The sequence below is a fragment of the Pseudomonas sp. TWR1-1-4 genome, assembly GCF_049897165.1.
GTDB classification, from domain to species: Bacteria; Pseudomonadota; Gammaproteobacteria; order Pseudomonadales; family Pseudomonadaceae; genus Aquipseudomonas; species Aquipseudomonas canadensis.
Genome location: NZ_JAFCVS010000004.1, coordinates 650,762 through 666,209, shown reverse-complemented (window position 1 = coordinate 666,209; position 15,448 = coordinate 650,762). Strand labels below are relative to the sequence as shown.

Genomic DNA, 15,448 nt, shown 5'->3' with positions numbered 1-15,448 from the left:
GCACGGCTGGCTGAACTTTCGGCTATTTGCTGCGTTTCATTGTTTTTCGGATTGACTGCCCATGGCCAAGCAAGACCACCTGCTGATCGTTGATGACGATCCGCAAATCCGCCAGTTGCTCTGCGACTACTTGAGCGACGCCGGCTTCCAGGTCTCCACTGCGGCCGACGGCAAGGAAATGCGCCGCCGCCTGGCGCTGAATGTCATCGACCTGATCGTCCTCGACCTGATGCTGCCCGGTGAAGACGGCTTGAGCCTGTGCCGCGAACTGCGGGTGAACTCCAACACGCCGGTGGTGATGCTCACGGCAAAAGGCTCGTTGATCGACCGCATCGTCGGCCTGGAAATCGGCGCCGACGACTATCTGCCCAAACCGTTTGACCCGCGTGAGCTGCTGGTGCGGATCAAGGTGGTGTTGCGCCGGGTGCAGAGCTTTCCCGACCGCGCGCGCCTGGATGAAGCGCCGAGCATCCGTTTCGCCGGCTGGCAGCTCGACACGCGGGCGCGGCAGTTACTGTCGCCGGAGGGTGTGGTGGTCAGCCTGGGCAACTCCGATTACCGCGTGTTGCGCCTGCTGTTGCAGCACCCCAATCGCCCGCTGAGCCGCGACTTCCTGCTCAATCACGTGTTCGACAAGGACAGCACGCCGTTCGACCGTTCCATCGATGTGTGTGTCAGCCGCCTGCGCTCGCAACTGCCGGCGGGGCTGATCAAGACCGTGCGCAACGAAGGCTACATGCTCACCGCCGATGATGTGGTACTGGAATCGTGAGACTGCTGCCGCGTTCGCTGTTCGGGCGGTTGGTGCTGATTTTGGTCAGCGGCATGCTCGCGGCGCAGGCGCTGACCAGCAGCATCTGGTACGACCGGCGCCATGGGCAGGTGCTGGAAATCCCTGCGCGCTTGATCGCCACGCGCCTGGCGGACGTGGTGCGGCTGGTGCACAGCGACCCGCAACAGGCGGACCTGCTGATCAAGCTGCTCGACACGCCGACCTTCCGCCTGACCGTCAGCGACCAGGCCAGTAATACGCCCAGCACCCTTAAGGACAGCGACCGGCCCACCGAACGGCTGATCAAGAAAGTGCTGTCGGAAAAAACCGGGTACGCCCACACCCTGATCTTGTTGCGCCTGTCCCTGGTGGATGGCGATGGGCACACCGCCGGGCTGTCGACCTTGCTCGGCTCCAAGCCGGTGGTGGGGCAATTCCTGATCGACCTGCGCCTGCCCGACGGCCGCTGGTTGCAGGTGGATGCCAGCGAGGAACAGGGCTGGACCAGCACTTCGCCGCTGGACCTGTTGTTCGACTACGTCATGCGCATTTATCTGTTGCGGGTGCTGGTGCTGGTGGTGATTGCCCTGGTCGCCGTACGCCTGGCCATCCGCCCGCTCAATGCACTGGCTAAGGCGGCCGAGGCCTTGGGCCGGGATATCCAGCGCCCGCCGTTGTCAGTGGACGGCCCCACCGAAGTGCGCCGCGCAGCCCAAGCCTTTAATGCGATGCAACAGCGGCTGATCGCCAACATTGCCGAGCGCACGCGGTTTCTTGCGGCCATTTCCCACGACCTGCGTTCACCGATCACACGCCTGCGTCTGCGCACCGAGATGCTCGAGGACAATCGCACGAAGGAGCGTTTTCGCAGTGACCTGGAGGAAATGGAGCACATGGTTTCCAGCACCTTGGATTTTGTCAGCAGTGGCGAAATCAACGAGGCGCGACAGAACATCGATATCAATGCGTTGTTGCAGAGTCTGCAAGCGGACCTGCAAGACGTGGGCGAGAACGTGGTGATTGAAGGCCGGGCCAAACAGCCACTGCCAGGGTACGCCCGCAGCCTCAAGCGGTGTGTGCAGAACTTGCTGGAAAACGCGGTGCGTTATGGCAGTGAGGTGGTGGTTCGGGTGGAGGACCAGGCGGATAGCTTGAGAATTCTCATCAGCGACCGAGGGCCGGGGATTCCCCAGGCACAGCTGGAACAGGTGATGGAGCCGTTCTACCGGGTGGAAGGCTCACGCAATGCCGAGACCGGCGGGTATGGCTTGGGGTTGAGCATCGCTCACACCATCGCCAAAGCGCATGACGGGCGGTTGAGGTTGCGTAATCGGGAGGGAGGAGGGCTGGAAGTGGAGCTGCAGTTCCAACGCCGATCCTGAGGCTCGCGCAGGGGGGGTATGTAGTGAGCGGGCTTGTCCCGCGCTGGGCTGCGCAGCGGCCCCATTAAGGCCGCGGCAGTATTACAGATACAACGCGTTGTCAGTTTTTAGGGTTGCTTCGCAGCCCCGCGCGGGACAAGCCCGCTCACCACAACAAGCCCGCCACAGGTTGGGGCATCAAGCCCCGTGGCACTTCTTGAATTTCTTCTCGCTGCCGCACGGGCAAGGATCATTGCGACCCACGTCCTTCAAGGCATTGCGCACCGGCTCCTGGTGAGCGTGGCCGCAGTTCGGGCCGTGGACATGGCCGTGGTCGTGATCATGGTGATCGTGATCGTGGTTGCAGTCAGGACCATGGACATGGGGTTGCTGAGTCATCGATGTCGCTCCGGAATAAAATCGCCGGGGATTATCTCGCCATTGTGGTTCACCTGCACGTCATAACCGATGAATAATCCGGTTTTCAGCTCGCCATCCAAGCGATACGGCACGGGCTGGGCGGGATTTTTCAGCATCTGCACCACATCACGGATCTGCGGCCAGAGGTTGGTGCGCACCGACACCCGGAAAAATTTATGACTGCGCGGCGGCACGGTGAGCCACTCATTGGACTCGCCCTCGGTCAGCACGAAGTCGCCCAGGGTGACCTTGTAGATCAAACCGCGCACAGTCAGGTCGGCGTCGTCGCGGTTATCTACGCGAAAGTACAGCTTGAATTTCTGCTCCAGCAGCTTGGCGCGCACCACTTCGACTTTCACCAGCGACACGTGGGGCGGTGGGGAGTCGTCTTCAAACCACGACGCGCAGCCGCTCAAACCGAGGGCTAACGCCAGCATCAAGCTGTACATCCGAAGCATGGCGTTAATCCTTAGAGTTGTTAGAGGTAGCTGGAACAGCACTTCTTGAATTTCTGCCCGCTGCCGCACAGGCAGGCATCGTTGCGTCCGGCCTTCACTTCCACCGTCGGGTCGATGAAGTACCAGCGCCCGTTATTCTGTACGAAAGAAGACTGCTCGCGGTGGCTATGTTCGCCGTTGCTGTCGTGCCAGCGTGCGGTGAAGGTCACGAAGGCGTGTTCCGGCTGGCCGCCGAACACCTCGGAGCTTTCTACCTCCAGGCCGAGCCAGGTGCTTTGGGCGCTCCAGGCGCTTATGGCATTTCGGTCCAGACCAGCCTGTTGCGCGGGCAGGGTGGTAGCGACCAGGTAGTCCACCAAGCCCAGCACATAGGCGCTGTAGCGCGAGCGCATCAACGCGGTGGCGCAAGGTGCCGGATGCCCGGCGTGATAATGACCGCAGCAGGCATCCAGCAGGTTGCCACTGCCGCAGGGGCAAATGGATGTACTCATCGGGTTACCACCAATACTTTCCGAAGTTTTCCGGGTTGGCCCAGAAGCGGGCGTTGAGCCAGTCCGGCACTTGTTTATAGTCAAGCAGATCGTAGGTAAACAGCGTCAGAACCTGCTCATCACGCTGGAATCGCTCGCCGGCCTGCAGGGCCAGGGAGAAGAAGTCGGTGTCCTTCCAGTCGCAGGCGCCCAGGTCCACCAGCACCGCAATGCGGCTGGCATTCAGGTTACGGATGCCGCCAAGCAGGGTCAGGCCTTGCGGTTTTGACAGGTGCTCCAGGCAGTCCACCACCAGCGCCAGGTCAAACCGCTGTGCGGCAAGCTCTGTAGGCAACGCGCCCGGTGCCGCGATGGACACCTGGGTATCCGGGTGGGCTTTTTGAAAAGCCTCCAGCGCCGGAAACTGGCTGGCGCCCAACAGCAGCAGGCGTTTGGGCTGGTGCAGATCGAGCAAGGCGGCCAAGGCTTGCTGGGGGGTACGGGCAGAAATACCGGCGGTCATCAGAGATCCTCACATCAGGACCGTAGAGACTAGCGCGGCTGAGCGTGCGGGCCTAGAGCGGGCGGCTGTGAAAAGTCCTACGAATGCGGCGATCCTCAATGAATACAGGGGCGCGGCGTAGTGGCGCAGATGAAAAGAGCCGTCTTTACTCCACCCATCGGCCCCCGCCGATCCCCTCAGGAGAAATCAGATGAGCATCATGCGGACAGCTCTACCCTTGGTTCTGCTAACCGGAGTATTGACAGGTTGCGCAGGTTTGCAAAAAACCGACTGGCCCACCTGCGCCGCCCTTGGCGGTGTGACCGGTGCGGCGATCGGTGCCACTGAAAGCTCGGCCTACGCGGGCGCGGGTGCGCTGCTGATCGGCGGCATGGCCGGCGCCTATTGCTGGGTGCACGGCGATGGCGACGAAGACGGCGATGGTGTGCCGGACAGCCGTGACACGTGCCCAGGCACGCCAAAAGGTGTGCCGGTGGATGCCAATGGTTGCCCACCGACACCGCCAGCGGCCGTGGTTGAGGAAGTCGTCGTGGTCAAGGAAGAAACCATCGTGATCCGCGATGTGCACTTCCAGTTCGACTCGGCCAAGCTGACGGCGGCGGACAAAACCAAGCTCGATACCATCGCCACGCGCTTGAAACAGGAAGCCCCGAGCGCCCAGTTGCGGGTCAGTGGCCACACCGACAGCGTCGGCAAAGACGCCTACAACCAGAAACTCTCGGAAAAACGCGCCCATTCGGTCACGGACTATCTGATCGGTGCCGGCGTGCCGCGCAGCAATTTTGTCGCGGTAACCGGCGCAGGTGAAAGCCATCCGGTCGCGGATAACAAAACCGCCGAAGGCCGCGCCTTGAACCGCCGCACGGAAATTCAGATCAACCGCTGACGGCCCTTGCCCCTGTGCGATCCACAGGGGCATTGCTGCCAATCCGCCCCCTTTATCAACTTTTTTGATCCTTCACTGGCAAAGCGCCTGTGGAAGTCGTTACTGTGCATCCAAAGAAAAACTAGAAATATTTTTTGAAAATTTTCAGGGGAGCTCCACGATGCGTAAGGTTTTACTGCTGGCCCTGTTGGTCAGCCCTGTTGCCCTGGCTCAAAGCGTCAGTGTGGAAACCAACTCGTTGATGCGCCTGCCCAGCAGTACCAGCGTGTTGCAACTGGAGCGGTTGGAGGTGGCGGACTACGGCACCTTGCTGATCCCCGCCACCATCAGCCAGGTCACGGTGGATGAGCTGCACCTGGGCCGCGACGCCCGCATCGCCATTGTGCCCGGCAACACCGCGCTGCAATTGCAGGTGCGCCACGCGCAGTTGGACCACGGCAGCCAGATCACCTCGCGCGGCGCGCCCGGCACCCACGAAAAACCGGCCAAGGCCGGGCGTGACCTGACGTTGCGCATCAACTCATTGACCGCTGAAGAACTCTCGGTAGACGCCCGTGGCGGCGCTGGTGCACAGGGTTATTCCGGGTTGGACGGAGCCAATGGCGTGGATCCAGGCTGCACCTGGGGTTCGGCCGGTCGCGGCGCCAATGGTGATAACGGCGGTGATGGCTTGCCTGGCGCGTCTGGCGCGCAGGTGCGGGTCGAGTTGCCGCAGGACTTCCCGGCGCAGCAGATCAAGGTCTGGGTGGACGGTGGTCCCGGTGGTTTGGCCGGCACGGCGGGCAAGCCTGGCAAGGGTGGCCAGTCCAAAGGCTGCCTAGTGTACCGCGCCGATGGTGGCGAGAAGGGCCGCCCAGGGTTGGAAGGGCAGCCGGGGCCGGCGGGGCCTGCAGGCACTGTGACAATTCAGCGGTTGTAGTGAGCGGGCTTGCCCCGCGCTGGGGGGCGAAGCCGCCCTAAAACCGTACGACCTGTTTCTCACTGCACACACGCGGTGGCTGGATTGGGGCGGCTTCGCCCCCCAGCGCGGGGCAAGCCCGCTCACCACAACAAGCCCGCTCACTACAACATCGGCCGAGCCGAAGCAATCGCCACCACCACCAACCCCACGATCAAATTGATCCCCACCAACCGGCGGATCTGCCCCAGCACCGCAGCCCCCGCCGGCCAGTCCTCAGCCGCCACCGCCGTGCGCAATTCCGGGAATTTCAACGCCTGGATACGGATAAACAACGCCGTCATCACCAGATACAAGCCCATCATCACCTGCACATAACGCGGCGCCGTCTCAAACCCATTGAAGCGCAATTGCAGCAGGCCGATGCCGCTGATCGGCAAAATCGCCACCGCGATCCATACCCACACGAAAAAACGTTGAAACACATTTGCCCACAGCTTGAGTCGGGCAGGGCCTTCAAGTGCCGCCACAGCGGCGGGGCGCAGGATCATCCAGGCGAAAAACATACCGCCGACCCATACCAGGGCGGCCAAGACATGCAGGGTGTAAGCGAGGCTAAACGCGGTCATTGTGGTACTCCGTTCTGCGCGGGATTCATTAGCGGGGTATGATAGCCGCCGATCCGAACCACTGAAAATTTATCCAGCGTTTTTTGCGCCCGACTATCCATGATCAGCACTGAACTCAAAACCACGATCCAGGGCGCCTACTCGCGTTTTCTCGAAGCCAAGAGCTTGAAACCGCGCTATGGCCAACGCCTGATGATCGCCGAAGTGGCCAAGGTCCTCGGGGATATCGACACCGACGACGAAGGTCGCCGCGAGGGTGAGCCCGCGGTCGTGGCCGTCGAGGCCGGCACCGGTACCGGCAAGACCGTGGCCTACAGCCTGGCCGCGATCCCTACCGCCAAGGCCGCCGGCAAGCGCCTGGTGATCGCCACCGCCACCGTCGCCCTGCAGGAGCAGATCGTCTACAAAGACCTGCCCGACCTGATGCGCAACAGCGGCTTGAACTTCACCTTCGCCCTGGCCAAGGGCCGTGGGCGCTACATGTGCCTGTCCAAGCTCGACGTATTGCTGCAGGAAGGCCACGCGCAAACCGCGACGGCCCAACTGTTCGAAGAAGAAGGCTTCAAGATCGAGGTCGATGAGGCCAGCCAGAAGCTGTTCACCAGCATGATCGAGAAACTGGCCGGCAATAAATGGGACGGTGACCGCGACAGCTGGCCCACCGCCCTCGAAGACGCCGACTGGGCGCGCCTGACCACCGACCACAGCCAGTGCACCAACCGTCATTGCCCGAACTTCGGCCAGTGCGCCTTCTACAAGGCCCGCGAAGGTATGGGCAAGGTCGACGTGATCGTCACCAACCACGACATGGTCCTGGCCGACCTGGCCCTGGGCGGCGGCGCCGTGCTGCCGGACCCGCGTGACACCCTCTACGTTTTCGACGAAGGCCATCACCTTCCCGACAAGGCCATCGGCCACTTTGCTCACTACACGCGCCTGCGTTCCACTGCCGACTGGCTGGAAACCACCGCGAAGAACCTCACCAAGTTGCTGGCCCAGCACCCGCTGCCCGGCGACCTGGGCAAGCTGATCGAACAGGTGCCGGAGCTGGCGCGGGAGATCAAGACCCAGCAGCAATTCATGTTCAGCGCCTGCGAGCAGGTGGCCGACTTCAAACCCGGTGAAGACGTCGAGGGCCGCGAGCGGCCGCGTCATCGGTTCGTCGGCGGTTTGATTCCCGAGCACATGCGCGAAATGGGCATCGAGCTGAAGAAGGGCTTTTCACGCCTGACTGACCTGTTCACCCGCCTCACCGACCTGCTTAAGGAAGGCATGGATGGCGAGGTCAACATCGGCATCGCCAGCAACCAGGCCGAGGAATGGTACCCGCTGTTCGGCAGCCTGCTGTCCCGCTCCCAGGGCAACTGGGAGTTGTGGACGGCCTTCACCGTTGAAGACCCGGAAGACAACCCGCCGATGGCGCGTTGGCTGACCCTGTCGGAAAGCGGTGCGCTGTTCGACATCGAGGTCAACGCCAGCCCGATCCTGGCCGCCGAAATGCTGCGCCGCAACCTATGGAACGTGGCCTACGGCTGCCTGGTTACCTCGGCCACACTGACCGCCCTGGGCACCTTCGACCGCTTCCGTATGCGTGCCGGCCTGCCGAAAAAGGCCGTCACAGCAGTGGTGCCGAGCCCGTTCCATCACGCCGACGCGGGTGTGCTGCGGGTGCCGGACCTCAAGGCCGACCCACGGGATGCGGCGGCCCACACCGCCGCGATCATCCGTGACCTGCCGGAGCTGGTGGAAGGTTCACGCGGTACGCTGGTGCTGTTCTCGTCGCGCAAACAGATGCAGGACGTGTTCGACGGCCTCGACCGCGACTGGCGCAAACAAGTGTTTATCCAAGGCAACCTGTCCAAGCAGGAAACCCTGAACAAACACAAGGCGCGCGTCGATGGTGGGGACTCCAGCGTACTGTTCGGCCTGGCGAGCTTTGCCGAAGGCGTGGACTTGCCGGGCGCCTACTGTGAACACGTGGTGATCGCCAAGATCCCGTTCTCGGTACCGGATGATCCGGTCGAGGCGGCGTTGGCCGAATGGATCGAAGCGCGGGGCGGTAACCCGTTCATGGAGATCTCGGTGCCGGACGCTTCCTTGAAGCTGGTCCAGGCTTGCGGTCGCTTGCTGCGTACCGAAGAGGACCGAGGCACCATCACCTTGCTCGACCGCCGTTTGGTCACCCAACGCTATGGCAAGGCTATTCTTAATGCCTTGCCGCCGTTCAGGCGCGAAATTTCTTAAGCCACCGTGGGCGGATTCGCCCACTTCGTGGTCTATCTCACTGTATTTCATCAGGCCATTCATCGGCCGTCTGGGAGAACCTTGCTCGTATGATTCGCACGCTGCCCGCCCTTTTTGCCCTGCTGTTCGCCGCGCCCTTGATGGCCGCGCCTGCCGGGCAACAGACCTTGTTCAACTTCGTCCGGCCCGCTGATGTGGTCAAGGTGGCGACCCAGGACGCCAGCCTGCCGCAGTACAACGCCGAGCAGACCCCCGAAGGCGAAGTGTTGCGCCGCATCACGTTCAACCCGGCTGCCGAACCCAGCCTGGTGCTCAGCCCACAGACGGGCGCCTGGGACTGGTCCCAGTCGGGGGCCATGAGTCTGCGCATCCAGAGTGCGATGGATTGGGCGCTGACGCTCTACGTCAAGGTGCAGAGCAGCGACGGCCGTACCCTGGTCAGTCGCATCGACCTTCCGGCGGGCCCGGCGCAAACCTTGTTGGTCCCGTTGCAGGCCAACTCGCCGTTGAGCCAGGGCATGAAGGCCGGCCCGCCGATGCCGATCACCCTAGACGGCCAGCGTGTCTTGCTGGCCAGCAGCGCGGGTGAAATCGACCGCAGCCAGGTGGTTTCGGTGACGTTGTCGATGATCAAGCCCAACGCCGCCCAAAGCATCCTGCTGGAGCGCTTTGGCGTGCAGGACAGCGAGCCGGTGTTGAAGGCTGCCTACAGCGAATTGGTGGATGCCTATGGTCAATCCACCCGTGCGCGCTGGCCGGAAAAAGTCAGCAGCGACGAACACCTCAAGGCCGCCGCTGCCAAGGAGCAACAGCAGCTCCAGGGCTGGCTGGCCACGCGGGAAAAGTCCTCGTTGGATAAGTACGGTGGCTGGAACAAAGGTCCGGCGTTCGACGCCAGCGGGTTTTTCCGCACCGAGAAACGCGATGGGCGCTGGTACCTGGTGACGCCGGAGGGGCATCCGTTCTATTCGCTGGGCGTCAATACCGTGGCCCCGGACAACAACCAGACCTACGTGTCCGGCCGTGAATGGATGTTCGCGGTGCTGCCCAAGGCCGGCGAACCGTTCGACAAGTATTACGGCAGCGGCGACAACCGCACCGGCAACGGCGCGGGTGAAGGCCGCAGCTTTGGCGCCGGGCGCTGGTACGATTTCTACGGCGCCAACCTGCAACGCACTTATGGCGGTGACGGGTTTGACCAGACCCGCTGGACCACTCACACCCTCGACCGCCTGCAAGCCTGGGGTTTCAACACCGTGGGCAATTGGAGCGACGACGATCTCGCCCGTGCCGATCGCGTGCCTTACACCTTGCCGCTGTCGATCGTCGGCGACTACACCAGCATCAGCACCGGCACCGACTGGTGGGGTGGCATGCCCGATCCGTTCGACCCGCGCTTCGCCATGGCCACCGAGCGCGCCGTGGCCATCGCTGCCCGCGATCACCGTGATGATCCGTGGTTGATCGGTTTCTTTGCCGACAACGAGTTGGCCTGGGCCGGCCCAGGTGATGATCCCAAGTCCCGCTATGCCTTGGCCTACGGCACCTTGCGCATGACCACCGATGTCCCGGCCAAGCGCGCGTTCCTCAAGCAACTGCGCGACAAGTACCGTAACGAAGAAGGGCTGTCGAAAGCCTGGGGCATCGAACTGAAGGGCTGGGAGCTGATGGAAGACCCGGGCTTTGAACCGCCGATGCCCAACCCCGAACACCCGGAAATCGAAGCGGACTTCAAGTATTTCCAGAAGACCTTTGCCGATGCCTACTTCAAGACCATTTCCGACTCGCTGAAGTGGCATGCACCCAACCAACTGTTGTTGGGTGGTCGTTTTGCGGTGAGCACGCCGGAAGCCGTGGCGTCCTGTGCCCAGTATTGCGATGTGCTGAGCTTCAACATGTACACCCTCAAGCCGCAGGACGGTTATGACTTCGCCACCCTGCGTGCGCTGGATAAGCCAGTGCTGATCACCGAATTCAACTTTGGCTCGGCTGACCGTGGGCCGTTCTGGGGGGGAGTGACCCAACTGGCCAAGGAAGAGGACCGTGGTGTGGCGTACGGCAACTTCCTCAAGCAGGCCATGGCCGAGCCGTCGATTGTCGGCGTGCATTGGTTCCAGTACCTGGATCAGCCGGCAACCGGGCGTTTGCTGGACGGTGAAAACGGCCATTTTGGCCTGGTGGGTATCACCGATGTGCCGTTCCAGGGCTTTGTCGACAGCGTGCGCAAAAGCAACCTGGCGGCGGTCGATCAACTGGGCAAGGAAGCAGAAAAGGCCAAGGCGGCGGGCGCCGTGCGTGAAAGCGAAGGCGGCAGGGCCGGGCACGAAGGCAAAGGCCCGGGGCAGGGCGCCGGGCATGCGGGCGGGCACTCAGGGAATGGTCATTGATTGAGGGCTGACGGGTTCACAAAACCCACCAGTACTGGAACAATGTCGGCCACTTTTTGCTGTGTTGTCCGAGGGTGTTCAGGTGCAGATCCAGGGTCATTACGAACTCCAGTTCGAAGCGGTACGTGAAGCCTTTGCCGCGTTGTTCGATGACCCGCAGGAGCGTGGTGCCGGGCTGTGTATCCAGATAGGCGGCGAAACCGTCGTCGACCTGTGGGCCGGCACCGCCGACAAGGACGGTGCCGAGGCTTGGCACAGTGACACCATCGTCAACCTGTTCTCCTGTACCAAGACGTTTACCGCCGTCACGGCCTTGCAGTTGGTGGCCGAAGGCAAGTTGCAGCTGGACGTACCCGTTGCCAACTACTGGCCGGAATTTGCGGCGGCGGGGAAAGAGTCCATCACCCTGCGCCAGTTGCTCTGCCACCAGGCCGGGTTGCCGGCGATCCGCGAGATGCTGCCGACCGAGGCGCTGTACGACTGGCAACTGATGGTCGACACCCTGGCGGCCGAAGCCCCGTGGTGGACGCCCGGCCAAGGTCATGGCTACGAGGCGATCACCTACGGCTGGCTGGTGGGTGAATTGCTCCGTCGCGCCGATGGGCGTGGGCCGGGAGAATCCATCGTGGCGCGGGTTGCGCGGCCATTGGGGCTGGACTTCCATGTGGGCCTGGCGGATGAAGAGTTTTATCGCGTGGCACATATAGCGCGTAGCAAAGGCAATATGGGCGATGAAGCGGCACAGCGTTTACTGCAAGTAATGATGCGTGAACCTGCGGCCATGACGACGCGTGCTTTTGCTAATCCACCGTCTATTCTGACCAGCACTAACAAACCTGAATGGCGCCGTATGCAGCAGCCAGCGGCAAATGGTCACGGTAATGCACGCAGCCTGGCGGGCTTTTATAGCGGCTTATTGGACGGTAGTTTGCTCGAAGCCGACATGCTTGAACAATTGACCCGCGAACACAGTATCGGGCCGGATAAAACATTATTGACACAAACCCGTTTTGGCCTGGGTTGCATGTTGGACCAACCGCAGCTGCCCAATGCCACCTTCGGCCTTGGCCCGCGTGCATTCGGGCATCCCGGCGCAGGCGGCTCGGTAGGCTTTGCCGACCCAGAGCATGATGTAGCGTTTGGTTTCGTCACTAATACATTGGGCCCTTATGTACTTATGGACCCACGGGCACAGAAGTTGGTCGGAATATTGGCCGGTTGTCTGTAAACCCCTTGCTGTTTCACGTTTTTTTGTTACAAAGGCAACTATAAGAAGGCGCTGAACGAAATGATGTAACTTTAATGTTCTGTAAGCGTCTGTTTAACGGGTCATCCAGACCCCCGTTTCTTTTCTCATTTTGTGGATATCTCATGTTATCGAACAAGTCCTTGGCACTGGCGCTATGCCTCACTATTACCGGCTGCGCACAAACTCCACAAAATGATGCCGAGGGCGGGCATTGGTGGTCATTTGGATCTGATAAGGCCGCGACCAAGGACGCAGTGACCCAAACCGATGCCAAGCCGGAGGCTAAACCGGACGCCAAGCCCGCTGCCGGCGCCAAGCCTGCCGCCCCGGTAGCCGCCGCTGCCGCCCCAGCCGCCAAGGCTGACACCGGCTCCAGCTGGTGGCCGTTCTCGTCCAAGACTGCCGACGAAAAGGCCGCCGATGCCAAGGCCGACCTGAAAGCCGATCTCAAGGCCGCCGAGCCCGCACCTGCCGCCACTCCAGCCGTCGCCAAGAACGACACCGAAACCAAATGGTGGTGGCCGTTCGAAAGCAAACCCAAGCCATTGGCCAAGGTCGACGTGACCAACGTGCCGATGCCTGACCCGAAAATCACTCAGGCCTGGCTGGATGACTATGAGCCACGCCTGCGCGCCGCCATCAAGGACAGCAACCTGCAACTGGAACGTCGTGACAACGTGCTCGTCGTGATCGCGCCGGTAGACGGTTCCTACAACCCGAAACGCCCAGCCATGTTGCTGCCGGTCACCCTGGGTCCGTTCACCCGCGTCGCCAAGGCCGTTGAAGCCGATCCGAAGACCGCCGTACTGGTACTGGGCCACGTCGACGCAACGGGCACCGCCCCAGCCAGCCAGGCGCTGACCAAGGAACGTGCACAATCCATCGCGTCGATCTTCAGCCTCAGCGGCCTGAAGCAGGACCGTCTGATGCTGCGTGGCATGGGCGACCTGATGCCACGTGCCGCCAACGACAGCAACCAGGGCCGTGCCCTGAACCGTCGTATGGAAATCATGTTCACTCAGCGCACCACCATGCTGGCGCTGTTGAGCAAATATCAGTCGGGCAAAACCCCGCCTGTCGCCGAGATGGTTGCAGTGCAGGACGTTCCGGCACCGGCCCCAGCGGCCAAAGCCGCCGCTAAAAAGGCGCCAGCCGCCAAGAAAGCCGTTGCCAAGCCAGCCGCCAAAAAAGCCCCGGCCAAGCCTGCTGCCAAAAAGCCAGCACCGGCCAAAGCCAAGGCTGCAGCCCCGGCCAACGACCAGGCAAAAAACTGATCCGCTGAACCACAAGGATAAAGCCGCATGACCCAGGCACTGGCCGATATGCGCCGTGACTACACACGGGATGGTTTGAGCGAGGCCCAGGCCCCGAGCGAGCCGTTTGCCTTGTTCCATCAGTGGTTTGCTGACGCGGTGAAAACCGAGCAGCCACCGGTGGAAGCCAATGCCATGACCTTGGCCACCGTCGACCAGGATGGTCGTCCGCACTGCCGCATCCTGTTGCTCAAGGGGCTGGATGCGCAGGGCTTTACCTTCTTCACCAACTATCAGAGTGCCAAGGGCCAGCAGCTCGCGGCGCGGCCGTTTGCGGCCATGACCTTCTTCTGGCCGACCTTGGAGCGCCAAGTGCGTATCGAAGGGCGGGTGGTGAAGGTCACGGCTGAAGAGTCGGACGCTTATTATCAGGTCCGCCCGCTGGGCAGCCGCCTGGGCGCCTGGGCGTCTCCGCAGAGCCAGGTCATCCGCGACCGCGAAGAGCTGCAGGACCTGCTCAAGGCCACCGAACAGCGTTTCAGCGATACCCAGCCCGACTGCCCCGAGCATTGGGGTGGCTACCGCTTGCTGCCGGAGCGCATCGAGTTCTGGCAAGGTCGTGCCAGCCGCTTGCACGACCGGCTGAACTATCGCCTGCAAGGGGCCGATTGGGTGCGCGAGCGCTTGGCACCCTGAGCTGCACCTTTCGTCACTTCACCTGAATGTTGCCCGTCACCCTGAAGTCTCTACACCAGAGGCTTCGGGCGTGTACTGCTGCGCGGCATTCTTCAGCCAATGCGGTAGGTCGGACCGTTTGATTTTCAAGTTGCGGGCCTTTTCCAGCTGCCTGAGCATGAAGGCACGCTTGTGCGCATCATTGCCCGCCAGGGAAAGCGCCAGATCGCGATCCACCCAGCGCCTGATGCGCAGGTACAGCCAGCCATGGAAATACAGGCCGGCAAGGGTTGTGACTACAATGATGAACTAATCCATGAAGATCCTGGTTGGACGTTAAGTGCCACCGTTCGTCGATTTTTCTGGTGCGGGCAGTCTGTACTGAGGCTGAATGAAAGCAATTTTCTGCGGTGCTTGCCGTGACAGGCGTCAAGCTGCAGCGTTTAATGACCACCTGTCCTTTGGAGTTGATGCTATGCGTAAGTCCGTTTTACTGGTTGCCTGCTTTACCACCCTGTCGTTGCTGCTGGGTGGCTGCGCCTCGAGTCTGACCGGCGACTCGTACTCCCGTGACGAAGCGCGTCGTGTACAGACCGTGCGCATGGGGACCATCGAATCCCTGCGTCCGGTGAAAATCGAAGGCACCAAGACCCCAATTGGTGGCGCTGCTGGCGCAGTCATTGGCGGCGTTGGTGGCAGTGCCATCGGCGGCGGCCGTGGCAGCATCGTGACCGCCGTGATCGGTGCTGTTGCTGGCGGCCTGTTGGGTTCGGCCACCGAAGAAGGCCTGACCCGCACCCAGGGTGTGGAAATCACCGTTCGCGAAGACGACGGCAGCATGCGCGCCTACGTGCAGGCCGTGCAGGAGAATGAAATCTTCCGCATTGGTGACCGCGTGCGCATTATGACCGTTGATGGTACCAGTCGCGTTACTCGCTAAGCGCGGGTTGTAGAAACACAAAACCCCAACCGGGTGACTGGTTGGGGTTTTTCGTTTTATGGGCGGCGGCCAGGTTAAAAGCAAAAAACGCAGGCAATAAAAAACCGCCTTAGTAGGGCGGTTTTTTATTGCATACCCAACTATCGGCTGGGGATGCGACTCAAAGATGCATTGACCTGCAGCCGGATGTTACCCCTGGTCATACGGTCATGCAAGGTTGGGAGATAGTCCACGAGGGCGATTCCTGCAGCTTTTCTGTTTTTGATTTCACTGCAAAAAATTG

At 61.7% G+C, this 15,448-nt stretch carries 16 protein-coding genes; 10 read left to right on the top strand and 6 right to left on the bottom strand.

All coding sequences use genetic code 11. The features are described 5' to 3' along the window. Positions 1-61 precede the first annotated feature (61 nt). Together ACP7C6_RS15290 and ACP7C6_RS15285 are read left to right on the top strand one after the other, a co-directional pair. On the top strand, positions 62-772 hold the full coding sequence (locus ACP7C6_RS15290; RefSeq protein ID WP_028619233.1) for a response regulator: 711 nt from the start codon (positions 62-64) through the stop codon (positions 770-772). Further along, on the top strand, positions 769-2,154 hold the full coding sequence (locus ACP7C6_RS15285; RefSeq protein WP_426108951.1) for an ATP-binding protein: 1,386 nt from the start codon (positions 769-771) through the stop codon (positions 2,152-2,154). The genes ACP7C6_RS15290 and ACP7C6_RS15285 overlap by 4 nt, the downstream gene beginning before the upstream one ends. 177 nt (positions 2,155-2,331) lie before the next feature. On the opposite strand, the gene ACP7C6_RS15280 is transcribed toward ACP7C6_RS15285, so the two are convergent. Genes ACP7C6_RS15280 through ACP7C6_RS15265 form a run of 4 tightly spaced genes read right to left on the bottom strand, consistent with a single transcriptional unit; the run spans position 2,332 to position 4,004 of the window. Beyond that, positions 2,332-2,532, bottom strand: coding sequence for an SEC-C metal-binding domain-containing protein (locus tag ACP7C6_RS15280; protein ID WP_003189235.1), 201 nt, complete (start codon positions 2,530-2,532; stop codon positions 2,332-2,334). Next, positions 2,529-3,011, bottom strand: a complete 483-nt coding sequence (locus ACP7C6_RS15275; RefSeq protein WP_311894921.1) for an LEA type 2 family protein — start codon at positions 3,009-3,011, stop codon at positions 2,529-2,531. Before ACP7C6_RS15275 ends, ACP7C6_RS15280 begins: the two co-directional genes overlap by 4 nt. 20 nt (positions 3,012-3,031) lie before the next feature. Next, entirely contained in the window at positions 3,032-3,502 is a 471-nt protein-coding gene (locus ACP7C6_RS15270; RefSeq protein WP_068931526.1) for a YchJ family protein, read from the bottom strand. 4 nt (positions 3,503-3,506) lie between these two features. Beyond that, positions 3,507-4,004, bottom strand: coding sequence for a DUF6231 family protein (locus ACP7C6_RS15265; protein WP_028619237.1), 498 nt, complete (start codon positions 4,002-4,004; stop codon positions 3,507-3,509). 190 nt (positions 4,005-4,194) lie between these two features. Here ACP7C6_RS15265 and ACP7C6_RS15260 point away from each other — a divergent pair, with 190 nt between their 5' ends. Then, positions 4,195-4,890 carry an OmpA family protein gene (locus tag ACP7C6_RS15260; RefSeq protein ID WP_426108950.1) on the top strand — a complete coding sequence of 232 codons (696 nt, stop codon included), beginning with the start codon at positions 4,195-4,197 and terminating at the stop codon, positions 4,888-4,890. Between the two features lie 160 nt (positions 4,891-5,050). After that, entirely contained in the window at positions 5,051-5,809 is a 759-nt protein-coding gene (locus ACP7C6_RS15255; RefSeq protein WP_028619239.1) for a hypothetical protein, read from the top strand. 143 nt (positions 5,810-5,952) lie between these two features. Here the strand turns inward: ACP7C6_RS15255 and ACP7C6_RS15250 are convergent, their stop codons facing one another. Further along, positions 5,953-6,417 (bottom strand): CopD family protein, encoded by a 465-nt coding sequence (locus ACP7C6_RS15250; RefSeq protein WP_028619240.1) that lies wholly within the window; start codon positions 6,415-6,417, stop codon positions 5,953-5,955. Between the two features lie 99 nt (positions 6,418-6,516). On the opposite strand from ACP7C6_RS15250, the gene dinG reads away from it, so the two are divergent. The 5 genes from dinG (at position 6,517) to pdxH (ending at position 14,246) form a co-directional block, all read left to right on the top strand. Further along, positions 6,517-8,661, top strand: a complete 2,145-nt coding sequence (gene dinG, locus ACP7C6_RS15245; protein WP_010212383.1) for an ATP-dependent DNA helicase DinG — start codon at positions 6,517-6,519, stop codon at positions 8,659-8,661. Between the two features lie 89 nt (positions 8,662-8,750). Then, on the top strand, positions 8,751-11,048 hold the full coding sequence (locus tag ACP7C6_RS15240) for a beta-galactosidase (RefSeq protein WP_426108949.1): 2,298 nt from the start codon (positions 8,751-8,753) through the stop codon (positions 11,046-11,048). Positions 11,049-11,130: 82 nt separating this feature from the next. Continuing rightward, positions 11,131-12,276, top strand: a complete 1,146-nt coding sequence (locus tag ACP7C6_RS15235) for an EstA family serine hydrolase (protein WP_028619243.1) — start codon at positions 11,131-11,133, stop codon at positions 12,274-12,276. A 143-nt stretch (positions 12,277-12,419) separates the two neighbouring features. Beyond that, the gene (locus ACP7C6_RS15230) at positions 12,420-13,571 is read left to right on the top strand and encodes an OmpA family protein (RefSeq protein WP_426108948.1); all 1,152 of its coding nucleotides are present in this window, start codon (positions 12,420-12,422) and stop codon (positions 13,569-13,571) included. A 27-nt stretch (positions 13,572-13,598) separates the two neighbouring features. Further along, positions 13,599-14,246 (top strand): pyridoxamine 5'-phosphate oxidase, encoded by a 648-nt coding sequence (gene pdxH, locus ACP7C6_RS15225; protein ID WP_068931532.1) that lies wholly within the window; start codon positions 13,599-13,601, stop codon positions 14,244-14,246. Positions 14,247-14,282: 36 nt separating this feature from the next. Here the strand turns inward: pdxH and ACP7C6_RS15220 are convergent, their stop codons facing one another. Beyond that, complete coding sequence (locus tag ACP7C6_RS15220; RefSeq protein ID WP_426108969.1) at positions 14,283-14,531, bottom strand: hypothetical protein; 249 nt, start codon at positions 14,529-14,531, stop codon at positions 14,283-14,285. A gap of 169 nt (positions 14,532-14,700) precedes the next feature. Between ACP7C6_RS15220 and ACP7C6_RS15215 the strand changes: the two genes are divergently transcribed. Next, a complete protein-coding gene (locus ACP7C6_RS15215; protein WP_003189251.1) occupies positions 14,701-15,165 on the top strand; it encodes a glycine zipper 2TM domain-containing protein in 465 nt (154 codons plus the stop codon). Positions 15,166-15,448 lie beyond the last annotated feature (283 nt).